The sequence below is a fragment of the Methylocystis sp. WRRC1 genome, assembly GCF_020733155.1.
Taxonomy (GTDB): domain Bacteria; phylum Pseudomonadota; class Alphaproteobacteria; order Rhizobiales; family Beijerinckiaceae; genus Methylocystis.
The window spans coordinates 1,864,662-1,883,394 of record NZ_JAJFZJ010000001.1; the positions used below are offsets into that span (position 1 = coordinate 1,864,662).

Sequence of the window (18,733 nt, forward strand, 5' to 3'; positions counted from 1 at the left end):
ACAGACTGCGTGTCGCGAACCGAATGGATTTGCGACGGCCCGCTCGCGCGATCATTTTGGGCGACAGACGCGTTGGGCGACAGACGCGGCGCCTTGGGCCGCCACAGCCGCCGCGACGTAGACGTCGGTCGCCGACTGTCCTACGTTCCGGCAAATGATTCACTCGCCCCTCGCTGGCGCGTCCATTCTACGATGAGGACGCCGATGACACTTGCGCGCCTGAGAGCGTCTCCGCGCGTCGCCTGGCTTCTTACCGGCTTGTGCGGCGCCGCCGCGGCCGCCGCCTACGCCCTCTCGGGCGGCGCGCAGAACGGCGCTGCGCCGCCGCCGCCCCCGCCCGCGGTCACAACCGCGCATCCTGTATCCGAGACGGTTCCGCGCTGGGACGAATACACGGGGCGTTTCGAGGCGTCGCAGCGGGTCGAGGTGCGGCCGCGCGTCTCAGGCGCCATCGACAAGATCAATTTCACCGACGGTCAGCTCGTGAAGGCCGGCGATCTCCTCTTCACCATCGATCCGAGGCCTTATCAGATCGCCGTCGACAGCGCGCGCGCCGAGGTCGCCCGCTCCCAGGCGCAATCGGCGATGCTGTCCAAGGATCTCGCGCGCGGCGAATCTCTTGTTCCCGGCGGCGCCATCACCCGGCGCGACGTCGAGCAGCGCCGCGGCGGCTCGGACTCCGCCAGAGCGCAACTGCTCGGCGCGGAAGCCGCGCTGCGCAACGCCGAGCTCAACCTCGAATGGACCCAGCTGCGCGCGCCGATTTCCGGCCGCATCTCGGACCGGCGCATCGACATCGGCAATCTGGTTCAGGCGGGAACGAGCCTGCTCACCACGATCGTGAAGCTCGATCCCATCCATTTCGTTTTCGACATGTCGGAGGCCGACTATCTTCGCCACGCGCGCGCGAATGCGGAACGCCAGCGGGAGAAGCCGGGCGCGCCGACGCTCGCCTTCGTGCGCCTCGCTGACGAGACCGAATGGAAACGCGCGGGCGCCGTCGACTTCATGGACAATCAGCTCAATCCGCGCTCCGGCACCATCCGCGTCCGCGCCGTGCTCGACAACAAGGATTTGCTCCTTACCCCCGGCGCCTTCGGACGCGTTCGCGTCAGTGGCGGCGAGGTTGCGGCGCTGCTCGTGCCAGACGCCGCGATCGCCTCCGATCAGGTCAGCAAGATCGTCTTCGTCGTCACGCCGGATCTGAAAGTCGCTGCGAAGCCCGTGACGCTCGGGCAGCTGCACAAGGGCTTGCGCGTCGTGCTTTCGGGACTCGACGCAAACGATAACGTGATCATCGGCGGCGTCGCCAATCCGATGGTGAGGCCCGGCGCCTTGGTCGCGCCCACGCAGGGCGTCATCGCGTCGAAGACCAGATAAAGACGAAAGACGCGACATGCGCTTTCCGCATTTCTTCATCGAAAGACCGATCTTCGCCGCCGTGCTCTCGGTGCTGCTCACCATCGCCGGCGCAATCGCGCAACGTTCGTTGCCGGTTTCGGAATATCCGGAAATCGCGCCTCCGACGGTCAACATCACCGCCACCTATCCCGGCGCCTCGGCGGAGGTGATTGCGCAGACCGTCGCCTCGCCCATCGAGCAGGAGGTGAATGGCGTCGACGACATGCTCTATATCGCCTCGCAATCGACGGGCGACGGCCTGCTGTCGATAAACGTCGTGTTCAAAACTGGCGTCAACATCGACCTTGCGCAGGTGCTCGTGCAGAACCGCGTGGCCATTGCGACGCCGCGCCTGCCGGAAGAGGTGCAGCGGTTCGGCGTGGTGGTGAAGAAGGCGTCGCCCGACCTGATGATGGTCGTGCATCTCGTTTCGCCCGACGGTTCGCGCAGCCAGCAGTATATTTCCAATTACGCCACGCTCTATGTGCGCGACATTCTCGCGCGCCTCGAAGGCGTCGGCGACGTTCGCGTCTTCGGCGCGCGCGATTACTCGATGCGCGTCTGGCTCGATCCCGAAAAGATCGCGGCGCGCGGGATGACGGCGGGAGAAGTGATCGCCGCTTTGCGCGCGGCCAATCTGCAGGTTGCGGCGGGCGCCATCAACCAGCCGCCGGCGGGGTCGGCTGGAGCCTTCCAGCTTTCGGTGCGCACGCTCGGGCGCCTGACGGATGCGGCGGAGTTTTCCGACATCGTGCTGCGCGCCGACGCAGACGGCCAGGTGCGGCTGCGCGACGTCGCGCGCGTCGAGATCGGCGCGCAGGACTATACGGTCAACGCCTATCTGAACCGCGATCCCGCGACCGCCATGGCGATCTTTCAGAAGCCCGGCTCCAACGCGCTGGCGACCGCCGAGGCGGTCAAGGCGGCGATGATCGAGGCCAGGAAGCAGTTCCCGGCCGGGCTCGATTATTCGGTGGTCTACAATCCGACGGAATTCATCCAGCAGTCGGTCGACGAGGTGGTGCGCACGCTGGGGGAAGCGATCATCCTCGTGGTCTTCGTCGTCATCCTGTTCCTTCAGACATGGCGCGCGGCGGTCATCCCGGTCATCGCCATTCCCGTCTCGCTGATCGGCAGTTTCGCGATAATGAAACTCGTCGGCCTGACCTTCAACACGCTCTCGCTCTTCGGACTGGTGCTCGCGATCGGCATCGTGGTGGACGACGCGATCGTTGTCGTCGAAAATGTCGAGCGCTATCTGGACCACGGCATGACGCCGAAGGAAGCCGCGCACAAGACGATGGACGAAGTCGGCGGCGCGCTGATCGCCATCGCGCTGGTGCTCTGCGCTGTGTTCATCCCCGTCGCCTACATCACCGGGCTGCAGGGCGCGTTCTACAAGCAGTTCGCCATCACCATCGCCACCGCGACGCTGATTTCCGCCTTCGTGTCGCTGACGCTTTCTCCGGCGATGGCCGCGGTCCTGCTGAAGCCGCGCAGCGAGGAAAAAGAGGCTACCGGTCGCCTCGCGGTCGTGATGCGCCCGATCGACGTGTTTTTCGAGCGTTTCAACCGCCTCTTCGAGAATCTCTCCAGCCGCTACGGCGAGTTCACGGCGCGGATGGTTCGCGTCGGCCTGGCCTCGCTCGTGATCTATGGCGCGTTGATTGGCGTCGCGATCGAGCTTCTGCGAATCACGCCGACGGGCCTCGTGCCGTCGCTCGATCGCGGCTATCTCATCGCGGCCTTTCAGCTGCCGCCCGGCGCGTCGCTGGAGCGCACGGACGCCGTGATCCGCGAGGCGACGGAAATCATCCTGAAGCGGCGGGGCGTCGCCGACAGCGTCGTCTTCGCGGGCTTCGACGGCGCGACCTTCACCAATGCGCCCAACGCCGGCGTGATTTTCGTGCGGCTCGACTCCTTCGAGGATCGGCGCAAGGCCGGCCTGACCTCGGAGGCGATCGAGGCGGATGTGCGCACGGCGCTTGCGCCGATCAAGGACGCCTTCGTCTTCGTGCTGGCCCCGCCTGCCGTGCCGGGGATCGGCACGGGCGGCGGACTCAAGGGCTATGTGCAGGACCGCGGCGGGCACAGTCTCGCGGAGCTGGAAGGCGCGACCTGGGCGCTCGCCGGACCGCTGATGCATACGCCCGGCGTCACACAGGCGTTCACGCTGTTCAACACGCATACGCCGCAGATTTTCGCCGACATCGACCGCACCAAGGCGGAAATGATCGGCGTGCCGATCTCGCGCGTCTTCGAGACCATGTCGATCTATCTCGGCTCGATCTTCGTCAATGACTTCAATATCCTTGGGCGCACCTATCGCGTGATGGCGCAGGCTGACAGCCCCTATCGACTGACGCTGAACGACATCGCCAATCTCAAGACGCGAAGCGCCTCAGGCGATATGACGCCGCTCGGCGCGATCGCGACCTTCCGCGACGCCACGGGGCCATTCCGCGTGCCGCGTTACAATCTCTATCCGGCGGCCGAGCTGCAGCTCGATCTTCAGCATGGCGTTTCTTCCGGCCAGGGCATCGCCATGGTGGAGAAGATCGCGGCTGAAAAATTGCCGCAAGGTTACGGCTTCGAATGGACCGAGATCGCGTTGCAGGAGAAGCTCGCCGGCAACACGGCGGGCCTCGCTTTCGGCCTCGCAGTCGTTTTCGTCTTTCTGCTTCTCGCCGCGCTCTATGAAAGCGTGACGCTTCCGCTTGCGGTCATCCTCATCGTGCCGATGTGCGTTCTGGCGGCGATGACCGGCGTGACGATGCGTGGACTCGACCGCAACATTCTCGTCGAGATCGGCCTCGTCGTGCTCATTGGCCTCGCGGCGAAAAACGCCATTCTCATCGTCGAATTCGCGAGGCAGGGAGAGGAGGAAGGCAAGGACAGATTCACGGCCTCGATCGAGGCCGCGCGCACGCGCCTGCGGCCGATCCTGATGACGTCCCTCGCCTTCGTTCTCGGCGTTCTGCCGCTCGTCGTCTCGCATGGCGCTGGCGCGGAAATGCGCCAGTCGCTCGGCGTCGCCGTGTTCAGCGGCATGATCGGCGTCACCTTCTTCGGCCTGATCTTCACGCCGATCTTTTACGCGCTCGTTCGCGCGATCAAGCTTGAGCCGTGGCGGAAATAGACCGCACGCGCTTCAGCGCCGCCTGAAAAAGCTTGCGCGTGGCGATGTTTCGTTTTCTGATGCCGGCTCCCTCAACTGCAGCGCCAAAAGACTTTCATGAGCCGCGATGTGGATGTTTTGAGGCGGCTCCTTCTTGAACTTGAGAAAGAGCAGCGCTCGCCGCCCGAGCCGATCTTCGTGCCGCTCGACGATTTCGCACGTACGCTGGACAAATCCGCCGATGAGGTCGGGGAAGCGCTCGATCTGCTTCTGGGTCTCGAGTTCATCGACGGACCCGGCGCCTACAAGGACGCCTGGCTCTTCCGCAAACTGACGCGTCGGGGCGTCCAGCTTCTCGACGCGATCCGGGACACGGACGAGTGGTCGAAGGTGAAGGACGCCTACAACGTCTTCCTGGAGCCCTGACGCCAAGCGTCCATTTTCGCGCGCCTCCAGGCGTCGAAGCGCTTGCGCCGGCCGCGCATGGCCTGTCGAATTTCGGTCCATCGCAGATTGAAGCGATCATTGGGCGGGAGCGCCATGTAACGCTCGGCGAGCTGCGTGACGACGATGTCGGGCCGCGCGCGCCTGACGAAGCCCCAGTCGACATTGGCCGACCAGACGAATTCGAGTTCGGCGACGGTTTCGGCAAGAAGCGCGGTCAGCAGATAGGGTCCTGCGCTCGAGAATGAATCGCCGAAAAGCACGACCTTGCAGCGGTTCGCGGCCTGGGGATTTCGAAATGTCGCGTGACAGCCGACATGTATCTCGCCGCCAAATTCGGGCGTTTCGAGCAGGCGCACCACTGCGTTTTCACGGACGCGGCTTGCGTCCTTGAGCCATGTGACCTCGCGAATGGCCTCCCACCTCTGCGGCGCGAGCTTCGAGCCGAGGTCCATCAATTTCTTGAAGTCGCGAAAGGGCCGCATGACCAGTTCGTCATTGCGCTGCAGGCCAATCGCTTCGCACAGCGTTTCATAAGCGAGCAGACAGCCGATCGGCGTCCAATGCGTGTCGGTTCGCCAGTAAAGATCGACCTTGTCGCGATATTCCCGCATGGGCGTAACGAGATCGACCCATCCAAATGCGCCCGCGTCGCCTTCGAATAGCTGCGCGAGGCGAATGACGGGCGCAAGCTCCGGATCGACCAGCGGCTCCGCCTGCTTGTGTCCATAGATCGTCAGCTTCTCGGGCGCGACGACATGGGCAAATCGCGCGCCGAGTTCATGGCAGCGGCGTTCGCGCTCGACGATGACGTCGCGCCACGGCAACAGCGCCTCGTCCGGCAGATGCCCGCCGTCCCGCTGGTAGAGCGTGGTGACGAAATTCGTGCCGCCGGTGAGGAACAGCCACCCTTCCCGGCCGCGATGGACGAGGAGACTTGCGTCGGTCATTGCGGAGCGCGCGGCTCCAGCGCCGCCGCCGGCGGATCGTCCGACGTCGCGGCCGCGGCGCCCGTCATGGGCTTGCGGGCGTGAAGAATCGTCGCCGCAGCGAGTTCGAACTGTTTTTCCATCGGCAAATCGCGCGCCCAGGGTTTCTCGAGCAGGGGCCCCGGAAAGGCGACGAGGTCCGACACGCGAAGACGCATGAATTCCTTGCGCAGGGCAGGCGAAAGACCTTCCGACCATGACCGCAGCTGCCAGGCGACGGCCCAGATCGGATGTGTGGCCGGCGTCACCTCCTGACGCTCGATCGTCAGGAGAGATTCGAACAGCGTGCGCAATCCCTCATGGGTCATGTTGAAATAATGGTGCGGGTAGCCATGGAGAGGCTGCAAAAATGGCACGCAGCATTTCAGCCAGGCCCCCGGCTTCAGAACGCGTGCGATTTCCCGCGCGCATTTGAACGGGTCCTTGACGTGTTCAAGGACCGCAATCGAAATGACGCCGTCAAAGGAAGAATCCTTGAAGGGCAGTCGATCGGCGACGCCGATCACGTCGGTCGTCGGGTAGTCCATGACCTCGAAATTGACGACATTGCTGTAATAGACGGGCCGGTAGCCGGCGCCGACGTCGAGAATCAGGCCATCCTTATGGCGCCTGATCAACTCGATGGTTTCGTCGTCATAGCCGTTTTCGCTGACCGGAATGCAGTCGGTCAGGTCTTCGCGTAAGCGGGTCGCATCGTCCAGGAAGCAGAATTTTCCGCACGGGTCGAGCGGCGTTTGCGGATCGACGAGCAGCGGCCGCAACGTGGCGAGTTTTTTTTCGCGAATCGCGGGCAGATCGCTTTCGCGTTTCTGGCGCCGGCCCTGCAGCCTCCCCAGATTTTCGAAATGCGCGCGGCCGGAGGCGAATTTCCCCTCCTCCAGCGCCCGGCGCGCGTCGGGATTGGCGGCGAGATAGCGTCTCTCGTCGAAATTTTCGGCGGTCGCTCTCTCTTCGTCGGAGACTTTCTGCCGCCGGCCCTCGACGCGCCCGAATTTCTTGAAATGCGCCCAGCCGGACCGGACTCTCCCGAGCTTCACCGCCTCGGCCACGTCCGGATTGGCGGCAAGGTAGCAGGCTTCGTCGAAGGTGTCGTCGGTCGGCGACTCCTGCAAAGGCGTCGCCCGGAAGGGATTGTTCATGAAAGGCGACCCATGGTTCGCAAGGGTGCGGTCTGATAACACATCTTGCCTGTGCGACGAAACGCCCGCTCAGGCGCCGCTCGAACACCGGAAGCGGGGCGGTGATGACGCTTGGCCTTTCGCGCCCGCAGGAATATTCTCGCGGTCGAGAGAATGGCGGCTGCGCCACATTCGACCTGTCGTGGAAAAGGACGCATGCTGGACGAAGAACCGATAAAGGTCGAAGCTTTTTACCATTACGGCTACAAGGGACGCGACATGATTGCGATCATCGCCCCTTATCCAATGTCCGCGGACGCGGCCGAGATCATCGGGCGCACTGTGCTGGTCGGCTCGCGCCCCTATGAGGTGGCGGCAGTCGCGCGGCAGATCTCCGGCCCCATCGCCAAAGGGGAGCCGATCGGCATAGAAGCGCGCGCGGTCGCGACTGGCGCGGATGCACGAGAGCCGCGCGCTCGATGAAGAAAGTGCTGGGCCTGGGACACAGCCATGTCGTCGCTATCGCGAAGGGCTGCTACGAATTGCAGAACAAGCGCGTCAGGATCGGCGGCGCGCCTTTCACCTCGCGCTTTCTTTACCTTTACGATCCCGAGATCATGCCGACGGTTATCGTGGAAAACGGCCAGCCGCGGCTGAACGCCAAGCTCGCCGGGACCATCGAGGAGGAGCGTCCTTCGGTCATCTTTCTGTCGATCGGCGGCAATGAACATATCGCGGTTTCGGTGGTTCAATCGAGCGAACGGATCGACTTCATCCTTGGGGAAAATCCCGATCTTGCGCTGGAGCCCGGCGCCACCGTTCTGACGGAGGCCGCGGTCCGCGAAACGATGCGCGACAAAATGGAGCCGACGCTGTCGGCCATTTCCGCCATAAGGGAGGCGACCAACGCGCCGCTCGTCTGCCTAGAGCCGCCGCCGCCGCTGCCGGATTCGCAGATTCTGGCTTACCCTAAAGAGTTTTTCCGCAAGTCGTTCGATCCTGACAAGCTGTCCACGGAACTCTTCAGATACAAGATGTGGCGCGTGCAAAGCTGGCTCTACCGAGAGATTTGCGCGCGGCGCAAAATCATCTTCGTGCCCGCTCCGGATGAATTCATCACGCCGTCCGGCCTGCTGGCGCAGGAGGCATGGGGCGGAGACGCGACACACGCAAATGTTTTGTTCGGGAAAGCCATGGTCGAACGGGCGATCCGAGTCCTCGGCGCTCAGTGAACATACGGCGAATGAGACGATGAAAACGACCCCCTACTCACGGCTGCCGCCTCAAGCCTATTGGCGTCGCGCCGTCACAGACGTCGCCGCCAATGAAATCGACCCTATAATCGAGCCGCCGTTTCGTTTCGGCCCGAGAGAAAAAATCGCCACTGCGGGAAGCTGCTTCGCGCAACATATCGGCCGCCACCTCAGAAGCGGCGGCTGCAACTATCTGATAACCGAAACGCCGCATCCCTTTTTAACGCCAAAGGCGGCAATTGAGCTCAACTATGAGATCTACACGGCGCGCTACGGCAACATCTACACGAGCCGCCAGTTGTTGCAGCTTTTCGACCGCGCCTATGGCCGATTCACGCCACAGGAAAACTATTGGCGCGAGGGCGCCGGCGTGGTTATCGATCCCTTCAGGCCACAGATCCAGCCCGGGGGATTCAACTCGATCCGCGAACTGGACATGGATCGCGAGCGGCATTTCGCGGCGGTTCGCGAAGCTTTCGAGACGCTCGACGTTTTCGTGTTCACCCTTGGCCTGACCGAGGCCTGGCGGTCGCGCGCGGACGGGGCGGTGTTCCCCCTTTGCCCCGGCGTCGCCGGCGGCGATTATGCGCCCGCCGCGCATGAATTCATCAATCTCGGCGTCGACGAGGTCGTGGCCGACATGACGGCGTTTCTCGATCGTCTGCAGAGCGTCAACCCTCGCGCGCGGGTCATTCTCACCGTCTCGCCCGTACCGCTGGCGGCGACCGCCGAGCCGCGGCATGTGATGGTTTCGACCGTCTATTCCAAATCTGCGCTGCGCGTCGCATGCGACATTCTTGCCCGAAACACAAAGCGGGTAGCCTATTTCCCTTCCTACGAAATTATCGCGGGAGGCTTCTCGGGAGCCGACTATTTCGCGGCTGACAGGCGCAGCGTCACGCCGGAGGGCGTCGCGCATGTGATGCGCGTTTTCGATCGGCATTTCATCAAGCGCAGCGTCGCGGAAGAAGCCTTGCGACGAACCGTGCGCGCCTTTTCTCCCGGCCGCGCTGCGCCGGAGGTCGATCCTGTAACGGCCGCAATGAAGGTGATGTGCGACGAGGAGGCGCTGGAGCTCGCCTCGATCGCCGCGATTGCTTCCCCGGAAGAAACGGAAGCGGCGAACGAATCGCCCGCTGCGACGGAGCCCCCACCCGACGAAGCGTAACGCCCTCGCCTCTTCCTCATTCTTGTCGGCGCCGCCTTCAGCGAAAGAACCTGCCCCTCACGTAGCGCTCGCCAACCAGCCCCAGCGCAAGACATATCCCGGCCACGTAAAGAACGAGAGGCTTGTTAATCAGCTCCGCGTCATAGCTGGTGTAATAAGCCGACCGCAGCCATTCGACCACATTCAGGAGGGGATTGTAGATCGCATATTCCCTCATCTGCTCCGGCATCATCCATGTAGGAATAAAGACGCCGGACATGAGATAGAGGCCAATCATCACCAATACAAAGAAGGTCATGAAAAAAGGCCCGAAAATCGCGGTCAGGATCACGTTGAGAAATCCGAGCCCGATGCCGAGGAATACCGCCGCGCCGATCGCTTTGGCGGCCTCGACGAGATCATTGGGCATGATGTCGACGTCGAACATGTAAAGTACGAACAGAAACAGCGCGAGGACGACCATCGCGTTCAGAATTTCCAGGACGCATCTCGTCAGGAGGATATGAAACGGCTTCAGCACGGGAATATTGAGCAGTTGCCGATTCTGCGCAATCGCCAGCGCCATGGTTCGCGCGGGATAGAAGCAGAGGATATAGGGGACGACGCCCGTTGCGACGAACATCGTCGGGCTGTCGCCGACCGGCGCGACTTGCGTCCTGAGAAAATAGGCGGCCGTAATGAAGCCCATATGCGTGAGCGGCCAGGCGATGGCTATCAGATAGCCGAGATAGCTTGCTCCAAAGCGGCTGCGCATGTCCTGCAGAAGAACGGCGCTGATCAGGTGCCGGAAATGAGCGAGTTTCGCTGCGAGCTGGGTGAGCGCGGACTGCGACGAGCGATCGGCGGCAAAACTCATCTTACCCTTTCCCTACGGTGGAGACGGCGCGAAATGTCTCACGCAACGGTGGCGTAAAAATGATCTTCCGTCGCCGCGCCATCGCCTCAATCGTGTAAAAATCGCCTGCTGCTCCCCCGTCAGCGCGTTCGCGTCTTCGTCGAGCATCTGCGTCATGCTCGCCAACCCTGCAATCAAGCAAAACTGCTCGAAGCTCTTGCCGAGACCCTCCCAGGCCGGTTCGACCGCGGTCGTCATCTCGGCGGCGCTGGCGAGAGCCAGCGGCGATGTGGTAGCTTTCCTCATGGTGTTGCTCTCCGTCGGGATCGACACCCCGAGCCTACGGCTCAGGGAGAGCAACGCCACCACTCACCGGCATTTCAACATCAAGCGGGACATATCCGAAGACTGGCCAAGGATTTGGAAAACCTCAATATCACAGCGCTCGTGTTCCTGCGTTTCGCGTCCATTCGGCTCATGCTACGAAATCTCTGCAATTGTTGACTAACTTCTGGGACGGACTCTAAGATCTACGAAAGTGAGAATCAGATATGCAGGACGATAGACTCTCGAAAAGATTGAAGACGGAATACAAGCCCGTAACATGGGCCAATCACCCGGTTCAGATCGACGCAAAGGGCTCTACGGGTCAGCTTGCTGCATGGCGAAAAGCGACAATTGACAGTGGGTTCGCTCCGATCGAGTTCCTGCTGCCGAGCGTGCAGGCGACCTTCGTTGACCGGTTGCCCGACAGCATGCAGGCGGCCGAGGAGGCTTACGCTCGAAACCCCGGCGCACTAGAAAAGCTCCTGGAGCACCGTTGGGGCTACTATTTCTATCTTGGCGGCGGGTATTCGACTAAATCCCGGGAGCACGGCGAGGCGGACGGCCGGGCGCACGCCATCATGCGCGTGCAATCGATCAATGACGTCGTCGCACAACTCTATGGAAGGGATCTGAAGGGCAAGACGCTGCTCGACATGGCCTGTAACTGGGGCGGAATGGGCATCGATATGGCCACCCGCGGCTGTCGGGTTACCGGATTCGACATCCGCCAGGAGAACGTGGATAAGGCACGGGACCTTATCGCCTATTTGGGAACGCCGGACATCGAGGTGCGTCAGTCCGATATCCTCGACCTTACTCCGGTCAAGAACGGCACGTTCGACGTTGTCTACAACCTCGGACTAATGTACCATCTCACACAGCCGATCGAGGCTATGGAGATCACCTACGCGCTCTGCAACGAAATTGCTGTGGTCGACACGAACTGCTCGCGGGAGGCCTTCTCGGGATTCGCCCAGATTCAAGTCGGCAATGTGAACCAGCCGGACCACGCCAGAGGCGCGAGGCGCCTCGAACTTAAGCCTACATACCGTGCGGTCATCGACATGATGTTGGCGGTCGGATTCAAGGATCTAATTGAAGTGACTCTTGACCTCAAGGACTTTCCGCATTCGCCGTCGCGACATGTGCTCGAAACATATAACCGCCGTCGGATTATCGGATTCAAATAGGGTCGAAATGGACCACGCTTGGCGTCCGCGCTCGTGTTAGTAACTTCCTGCTTGGGAACAAACTCGGTCGCATTTTTGCGAAGCGTTAATGAACAAAGCGTCCACTTGCACGGTGTCTGAGTTTCGGTGTGCAATTTAGACCTCGTGAGCTAGTGGATCGGCGCCCGATATTGACTCCCAAAGAGCTGTTTGGCGGGTCAATCGGTCGAGAAGCGCGCCCGACTTCGCCTTGATGATCATGGTCGCGCCGTCCACTGAAATCCGGTCTGCTCGAAAGCTAGGCGGAATGTTCGCGGAACGGCGCAGAACTGTCATCATGGGGCTGATTCCATGAAGAAGCCATCAGCAGTCGGCGCCGCGACTGCATCAAAACTGAGTCAGAGCGATTATTGGATGCCGATTTACACTCATAGGATCTGTATCAGCCGCGAGAGCCCCTGTGGCGCTGGTGACTCCCATTGAGCCGCTATTCGATCGGCATTTCATCAAGCGCAGCGTCGCGGAAGAAGCCTTGCGACGAACCGTGCGCGCGCCTTTTCTCCCGGCCGCGCTGCGCCGGAGGTCGATCCTGTAACGGCCGCAATGAAGGTGATGTGCGACGAGGAGGCGCTGGAGCTCGCCTCGATCGCCGCGATTGCTTCCCCGGAAGAAACGGAAGCGGCGAACGAATCGCCCGCTGCGACGGAGCCCCCACCCGACGAAGCGTAACGCCCTCGCCTCTTCCTCATTCTTGTCGGCGCCGCCTTCAGCGAAAGAACCTGCCCCTCACGTAGCGCTCGCCAACCAGCCCCAGCGCAAGACATATCCCGGCCACGTAAAGAACGAGAGGCTTGTTAATCAGCTCCGCGTCATAGCTGGTGTAATAAGCCGACCGCAGCCATTCGACCACATTCAGGAGGGGATTGTAGATCGCATATTCCCTCATCTGCTCCGGCATCATCCATGTAGGAATAAAGACGCCGGACATGAGATAGAGGCCAATCATCACCAATACAAAGAAGGTCATGAAAAAAGGCCCGAAAATCGCGGTCAGGATCACGTTGAGAAATCCGAGCCCGATGCCGAGGAATACCGCCGCGCCGATCGCTTTGGCGGCCTCGACGAGATCATTGGGCATGATGTCGACGTCGAACATGTAAAGTACGAACAGAAACAGCGCGAGGACGACCATCGCGTTCAGAATTTCCAGGACGCATCTCGTCAGGAGGATATGAAACGGCTTCAGCACGGGAATATTGAGCAGTTGCCGATTCTGCGCAATCGCCAGCGCCATGGTTCGCGCGGGATAGAAGCAGAGGATATAGGGGACGACGCCCGTTGCGACGAACATCGTCGGGCTGTCGCCGACCGGCGCGACTTGCGTCCTGAGAAAATAGGCGGCCGTAATGAAGCCCATATGCGTGAGCGGCCAGGCGATGGCTATCAGATAGCCGAGATAGCTTGCTCCAAAGCGGCTGCGCATGTCCTGCAGAAGAACGGCGCTGATCAGGTGCCGGAAATGAGCGAGTTTCGCTGCGAGCTGGGTGAGCGCGGACTGCGACGAGCGATCGGCGGCAAAACTCATCTTACCCTTTCCCTACGGTGGAGACGGCGCGAAATGTCTCACGCAACGGTGGCGTAAAAATGATCTTCCGTCGCCGCGCCATCGCCTCAATCGTGTACAATCCCCCTGCCGATGAGCTCTCGGACGATGTGATCCGCAATGTCGCTCGGCGTCTGGCTCGTGAAATTCACATGCAGTTCCGGTTCCTCGGGGCGTTCATAGACCTGATCGACGCCGGTGAAGTTCTTGATCTCGCCGGCGAGCGCCCGTTTATACAAACCCTTGGGATCGCGCGCGATGCAGACTTCTAGCGGCGTGTCGAGAAAGATTTCGATAAATTCGCCGTCCTCGACCAGCGACCGCACCATGCGGCGCTCCGCCTTGAATGGCGAGATGAAGGCGCAAAGCACGATCAGCCCGGCGTCGACCATCAGCTTTGCAACCTCGCCGATGCGACGGATGTTCTCGACGCGGTCAGCGTCGGTGAAACCCAGATCCTTGTTCAGGCCATGCCGGATATTGTCGCCGTCGAGCATGATCGTATGCGCGTGTCGCTCGACGAGTTTCGTCTCGACGAGATTGGCGACGGTCGACTTGCCGGCGCCGGACAGGCCGGTGAACCACAAAATCGCGGGCTTCTGGTGCTTGACCCTGGAACGGACGGCTTTCGAAACCGACTGCTCCTGCAGATGGACATTGGTCGCGCGCCGCAGCGGAAAGGCGACGATGCCCGCCGCGGCCGTGGCGTTGGTGAACCGGTCGATGAGAATGAAGGCGCCCGTCGTCCGATTGGCCTCGTAAGGATCGATGGCGACGGACGCGGCCGAGGCGATATTGCAGAAGCCGATTTCATTCAGCGCCAGCGTCTTCGCTGCGATCTTGGCGCCGGTGTCGACGTCGAGCTTGTGCTTGATCTCGGTGACGGTCGAGGCGATCGTGCGGCCGTTGATCTTCATCAAATATGAGCGGCCGGGCAGCAGTTTATCGTCGCTCATCCAGATGAGATGGGCGGCGAACTGATCCACGACGTCGGGACGATGCTGCTTGTGGCACAGCACGTCCCCGCGCGAGGCGTCGATCTCGTCGGCGAAGGTTACGGTGATGGAGTCGGGCGCCTCGGCCGAAGTCCGGTCGCCGTCCATTGTGACGATTCGCGCAACGCGCGTCGAACGGCCGGAGGCGGCGACGACGATCTCATCGCCGACGTTCAATCGTCCCGATGCAAGCGATCCGGCGAAACCGCGAAAATCGAGATGGGGGCGATTGACCCACTGAACCGGCATGCGCATCGGCTGATCGCCAAGCGCGCTTTCGACATCGACCGTCTCGAGGTAGGCGAGCAGGCAGTCGCCCGCGTACCATGGCATGTTGGTGGACGGCGAAATGACATTGTCGCCGAAGCGCGCCGACATCGGGATCGCGGCGATCGACTGATAATTCAGCGCAGCAGCGACCTGTTCGAAATCGGCGACAATCTTGTTGAAGACGACCGGATCATAGCCGACGAGATCCATCTTGTTGACCGCGAGCACGACATGGCGAACGCCCAGCAGCGACACGATGGTCGCGTGACGCCGCGTCTGGGTGAGCAAGCCTTTCCGCGCGTCGACGAGAAGAATGGCCAGATCGGCGTTCGAGGCGCCGGTCGCCATATTGCGAGTATATTGCTCGTGACCGGGCGAATCCGCCACGATGAAGGAACGCGCCGGCGTGGAAAAATAGCGGTATGCGACGTCGATCGTGATTCCCTGCTCGCGCTCCGCCTCGAGACCGTCGACGAGCAGCGCGAAGTCAATATCCTCGCCGACCGTGCCGTGCTTTTTGGAATCCTTTTCCAGCGCGGCCAGCTGATCGTCGAAAATCAGCTGACGCTCGTACAGCAGACGACCGACCAGCGTGGATTTGCCATCGTCGACGGAGCCGCAGGTGAGAAAGCGCAGGGTCGGTCGCGCAGGCATCGCGCCGCTCCCCGCGAGCCGCTCCATTTGAATCGCGTCGCTCATCAGAAATAGCCCTCGCGCTTCTTCTTTTCCATCGACGCAGCCTCGTCGAAATCGATCAGGCGGCCTTGTCGTTCGGATGTGGTGGAAAGACGCATTTCGGCGATGATCGCCTCAAGCGAGTCGGCGTCGGATTCGATGGCGCCGGTCAGCGGATAGCAGCCGAGCGTGCGAAAGCGGACGCGACGAAGCACGGCGGCCTCATTCTCGCCGAGCGGCAATCGCTCGTCGTCCACCATGATCAGAGCGCCGTCACGCTGAACGATGGGACGATCCTTGGCGAGATAAAGCGGCACGACGGGGATGTTCTCCAGAGCGATATAGTCCCACACGTCCAACTCGGTCCAGTTGGAGAGCGGGAAGACGCGCACCGATTCGTCCGGCCCGATGCGTGTGTTGAACACCCGCCACAATTCCGGCCGCTGGTTTTTGGGATCCCATGCGTGGGCGGACGTGCGGTGTGAGAAAATTCTTTCCTTGGCGCGGCTCTTTTCCTCGTCGCGACGCGCGCCGCCGAACGCAGCGTCGAACCTGTATTTGTCGAGCGCCTGACGCAGCGCCTCGGTCTTCATGACCTGGGTGTAGGCGGACGAGCCATGCGTGATCGGAGAGACGCCGCGCTCGACGCCTTCGCGATTCGTATGGACGATGAGATCCATGCCGACGCGCGCCGCCGTCTCGTCGCGAAAGGCGATCATCTCGCGAAATTTCCATGTCGTATCGATATGGAGCAGCGGGAATGGCGGCTTGGCGGGATAGAAGGCCTTGAGAGCGAGATGTAGCATCACGCTCGAATCTTTCCCGATCGAATAGAGCATGACCGGGTTCTTGAATTCCGCGACGACCTCCCGAAGGATGTAGATGGCTTCAGACTCGAGACGACGCAAATGCGGTGGCAGGGACATTGAGTTCATCCAGACGGGCCGGCTTGATCGCGCTCCCGACGAAAAAGAGACGATGACACATCATAGTCGTCATCCAAGCGATTTGAAAGCTTGTCGAATTCATTTGCTAAAATGGGGCCGCAAGACGCCGCTTCCCCCTTGTTCCTCGCGTCGCACACCACCCCGGACAAGCAGCGCTCCGGACCGAAGATGACGCGCCGACGCGGACCTGGCGGCGAATGGCAAATCCACGCCGCTCTCTGCGGCCGTGTCGCAAGTTTGTTCAATGATGCAATTTTGAATTGTTTATTACATAATATTACAACGCACGTGAACGGAGCGGCTAATCGAGGCATATTTGCGGCGGCTCGCCCCGACGAATCGCTTATTGTGAAATAATCGAACTCCCGATCTCCTGCGGAAAGGCGACCGCATTCTTGCCATAAAATATGTTGCGCGAGCCCGATTTTTCTAATCGGCGCCGAACAATTGTGCAAGCCTCGGAGACGCGGCAGACGCGCTCTTTATCTTGTCAGCTCCAATGATCTTTACTCGCGCTGGTCGCTTGACGGGCCCGATGAATGGGGGTCAATTAGAGCCAAGTTTGCGCGGATTTAGAGAGTCATCTCCTGTGCTGAGCGGCGTCAGCGCAGGCGGTATTCGGGTTCGGCGCCATGCCCGCATCGGGGCCGGCGACGTCGGGACGCATTCAGCCAATGCGCGGGCTCTCCGGCCGAATCGCGCCCCGCATCGGGGGATGGACGAGAGAAGACATCCTGTGCACGCAAGTTCGCTCGAAAATATGCAACTCTGCTTCCGGCGCTTCATTCAGGGAGGGCCGCTCGAGACCGCCTGCAAGACGACGGTGCTCGATCTGGGCGCCGCAAATGTAAATGGCTCCTATCGGACGATTTTTCCAAGCACTCATTTTGAATACACCGGCGTCGATCTGGCGCCGGCGGATGGCGTCGACCTTGTGCTGGACGACCCTTACGTCCTGCCTTTTGCGGACGAAACATTCGATATCGTGGTGTCCGGACAGGCGCTCGAACATGCCGAATTCTTCTGGCTGATCTTCGCCGAAATGGGGCGCGTGCTGAAACCAGGAGGCTTCATTTTTCTCATTGCGCCGTCGGCGGGACCAATCCACCGCTACCCCGTCGACTGCTATCGTTTTTATCCGGACGCCTATCACGCGCTCGCCAAATACGCGAAACTTCATCTCGTAGACTTATGGCGAGACGAACGCGGCCCATGGCAGGATCTGGTCGGGGTTTTTCAGCGACAGGAGACGCCTCTCGCGACGTTTCCGTGGCCAGTGGCGCGCGCGCGCTCGAGGGGCCCCGCCGGAGCGCCCTATTTCCGTGGCTCCCCCGACGAGGAGATCGTCCAGGGAAAACGCGGCTACCTCGAAGTGCTCGCCGATTTGCATCGGGGCCTCGCTCCCGGTTTTTACATTGAAATCGGCGTTCGTCACGGCGACAGCCTTGTCCTCGCCGAGTGTCCCGCGGTCGGCGTCGACCCCGAGCCTCAATTTAAACTGCCAATTCCTGCGACGACAGACATCGTCGCACTTACGAGCGACGATTTTTTTGCCGGTCCCCACAAGGAATGGTTGAGCGATTCCTTCGATCTGGCCTTCGTCGACGGAATGCATCTTTTCGAATTCGCCCTGCGCGACTTCATGAACCTCGAGCGTGCGGCGACGCCGGCGAGTCTCATTGTTTTCGACGACATCTTTCCGAATCACCCCGCCCAGGCGGAGCGCGTGCGGAGAACGGGCGCCTGGACCGGAGACGTCTGGAAGGTTTATCAAATCCTCAAGGCGCATCGACCGGATCTGGTTCTGCTTCCGATCGATTCGTCGCCGGCCGGGTCGCTGATCGTGTGCGGCCTGAACCCGACCAACAGGGTTCTCTGGGACAAATACAATCCCATCGTCGCCGCCTATGCCGCAAGCGACAGGGAGCCCCCCGCGGAGGTCATTGCCCGCGCGAACGCCCATCCCGGCGATGAAGCAACGCTGGCGGCGATCTGCGGCGTCCTGCGTAATGCGCGCGCGACCGGGCGATACGGGACGCATATCGTCCAGTCCTTGCGCAGCGTCATCCGCTCGTAACAATATCGACATCCAAATAGACGACATTTATTGTGTTTGCGAGTTTTTATACGTTTACAAAAGCTTAGCTTTTGCTTAGAGTTGCTCAGCTTAAGGCGGCAGGATAAAGCCGATTTCGCCGATTCCACTCATGGCTGCTCGCGGAGGCCGGAGCGGGGCGTTGCGCCGTCAGAAAGCCGCACGCGTCGGCGAGGTTATCAAGCGCGAGCGTCGTCAGATCTTTCCGGAGGTTGCTGATGGTTTATCGACAGCAAGCGAGGTCAATTGGCGCAATCACGCTACCGCCGTGGACATGATTCATATTTCCTGTGTATGAATCACGTAATAATAACCAGGGTCAAAGA

Annotated in this window: 17 protein-coding genes and 1 pseudogene; 11 read left to right on the forward strand and 7 right to left on the reverse strand. The window is 61.2% G+C overall.

Annotated elements, in window-relative coordinates; all coding sequences use genetic code 11:
- Positions 1-204: 204 nt before the first annotated feature.
- The 3 genes from LG047_RS09005 to LG047_RS09015 all read left to right on the forward strand — a co-directional run bounded on the left by LG047_RS09005 (position 205) and on the right by LG047_RS09015 (position 4,945).
- On the forward strand, positions 205-1,380 hold the full coding sequence (locus tag LG047_RS09005; protein ID WP_036288271.1) for an efflux RND transporter periplasmic adaptor subunit: 1,176 nt from the start codon (positions 205-207) through the stop codon (positions 1,378-1,380).
- Positions 1,381-1,396: 16 nt separating this feature from the next.
- Entirely contained in the window at positions 1,397-4,540 is a 3,144-nt protein-coding gene (locus LG047_RS09010; protein WP_227966374.1) for an efflux RND transporter permease subunit, read from the forward strand.
- A 96-nt stretch (positions 4,541-4,636) separates the two neighbouring features.
- Positions 4,637-4,945, forward strand: a complete 309-nt coding sequence (locus LG047_RS09015; protein WP_227966375.1) for a DUF2513 domain-containing protein — start codon at positions 4,637-4,639, stop codon at positions 4,943-4,945.
- Here LG047_RS09015 and LG047_RS09020 read toward each other — a convergent pair.
- On the reverse strand, positions 4,921-5,913 hold the full coding sequence (locus LG047_RS09020) for a hypothetical protein (protein WP_227966376.1): 993 nt from the start codon (positions 5,911-5,913) through the stop codon (positions 4,921-4,923). The two genes, LG047_RS09015 and LG047_RS09020, sit on opposite strands and share 25 nt — an antisense overlap.
- The gene (locus LG047_RS09025; RefSeq protein ID WP_227966377.1) at positions 5,910-7,091 is read right to left on the reverse strand and encodes a class I SAM-dependent methyltransferase; all 1,182 of its coding nucleotides are present in this window, start codon (positions 7,089-7,091) and stop codon (positions 5,910-5,912) included. The genes LG047_RS09020 and LG047_RS09025 overlap by 4 nt, the downstream gene beginning before the upstream one ends.
- 195 nt (positions 7,092-7,286) lie before the next feature.
- Here LG047_RS09025 and LG047_RS09030 point away from each other — a divergent pair, with 195 nt between their 5' ends.
- Genes LG047_RS09030 through LG047_RS09040 form a run of 3 tightly spaced genes read left to right on the forward strand, consistent with a single transcriptional unit; the run spans position 7,287 to position 9,491 of the window.
- Entirely contained in the window at positions 7,287-7,553 is a 267-nt protein-coding gene (locus LG047_RS09030) for a hypothetical protein (protein ID WP_036284062.1), read from the forward strand.
- Positions 7,550-8,302 (forward strand): SGNH/GDSL hydrolase family protein, encoded by a 753-nt coding sequence (locus LG047_RS09035; RefSeq protein ID WP_227966378.1) that lies wholly within the window; start codon positions 7,550-7,552, stop codon positions 8,300-8,302. Before LG047_RS09030 ends, LG047_RS09035 begins: the two co-directional genes overlap by 4 nt.
- Positions 8,303-8,321: 19 nt before the next feature.
- The gene (locus LG047_RS09040; RefSeq protein ID WP_227966379.1) at positions 8,322-9,491 is read left to right on the forward strand and encodes a GSCFA domain-containing protein; all 1,170 of its coding nucleotides are present in this window, start codon (positions 8,322-8,324) and stop codon (positions 9,489-9,491) included.
- 37 nt (positions 9,492-9,528) lie between these two features.
- Here LG047_RS09040 and LG047_RS09045 read toward each other — a convergent pair whose 3' ends face one another.
- Both LG047_RS09045 and LG047_RS09050 read right to left on the reverse strand, forming a co-directional pair.
- Positions 9,529-10,347, reverse strand: a complete 819-nt coding sequence (locus LG047_RS09045; protein ID WP_227966380.1) for an ABC transporter permease — start codon at positions 10,345-10,347, stop codon at positions 9,529-9,531.
- Positions 10,348-10,359: 12 nt separating this feature from the next.
- Positions 10,360-10,632 (reverse strand): hypothetical protein, encoded by a 273-nt coding sequence (locus LG047_RS09050; protein ID WP_227966381.1) that lies wholly within the window; start codon positions 10,630-10,632, stop codon positions 10,360-10,362.
- Between the two features lie 87 nt (positions 10,633-10,719).
- On the opposite strand from LG047_RS09050, the pseudogene LG047_RS09055 reads away from it, so the two are divergent.
- From LG047_RS09055 to LG047_RS19565, 3 genes and pseudogenes are all read left to right on the forward strand, one after another.
- Positions 10,720-10,830 (forward strand): annotated as a pseudogene (locus LG047_RS09055) (IS5/IS1182 family transposase); the annotation flags it as partial.
- Positions 10,831-10,877: 47 nt separating this feature from the next.
- Positions 10,878-11,843 carry a bifunctional 2-polyprenyl-6-hydroxyphenol methylase/3-demethylubiquinol 3-O-methyltransferase UbiG gene (locus tag LG047_RS09060; protein WP_227966382.1) on the forward strand — a complete coding sequence of 322 codons (966 nt, stop codon included), beginning with the start codon at positions 10,878-10,880 and terminating at the stop codon, positions 11,841-11,843.
- Between the two features lie 582 nt (positions 11,844-12,425).
- Positions 12,426-12,551, forward strand: coding sequence for a hypothetical protein (locus tag LG047_RS19565; protein WP_255679553.1), 126 nt, complete (start codon positions 12,426-12,428; stop codon positions 12,549-12,551).
- A gap of 37 nt (positions 12,552-12,588) precedes the next feature.
- Here the strand turns inward: LG047_RS19565 and LG047_RS09065 are convergent, their stop codons facing one another.
- From LG047_RS09065 to cysD, 3 genes are all read right to left on the reverse strand, one after another.
- A complete protein-coding gene (locus tag LG047_RS09065) occupies positions 12,589-13,407 on the reverse strand; it encodes an ABC transporter permease (protein WP_227966380.1) in 819 nt (272 codons plus the stop codon).
- Positions 13,408-13,493: 86 nt separating this feature from the next.
- On the reverse strand, positions 13,494-15,389 hold the full coding sequence (cysN, locus tag LG047_RS09070) for a sulfate adenylyltransferase subunit CysN (RefSeq protein ID WP_370635032.1): 1,896 nt from the start codon (positions 15,387-15,389) through the stop codon (positions 13,494-13,496).
- Entirely contained in the window at positions 15,389-16,291 is a 903-nt protein-coding gene (gene cysD / locus LG047_RS09075; protein WP_227966383.1) for a sulfate adenylyltransferase subunit CysD, read from the reverse strand. Before cysD ends, cysN begins: the two co-directional genes overlap by 1 nt.
- Positions 16,292-17,048: 757 nt before the next feature.
- On the opposite strand from cysD, the gene LG047_RS09080 reads away from it, so the two are divergent.
- Positions 17,049-18,389 (forward strand): methyltransferase domain-containing protein, encoded by a 1,341-nt coding sequence (locus LG047_RS09080; RefSeq protein WP_227966384.1) that lies wholly within the window; start codon positions 17,049-17,051, stop codon positions 18,387-18,389.
- Positions 18,390-18,549: 160 nt separating this feature from the next.
- Positions 18,550-18,705: a hypothetical protein gene (locus LG047_RS09085; RefSeq protein WP_227966385.1), complete on the forward strand. Its 156-nt coding sequence runs from the start codon at positions 18,550-18,552 to the stop codon at positions 18,703-18,705.
- Positions 18,706-18,733 lie beyond the last annotated feature (28 nt).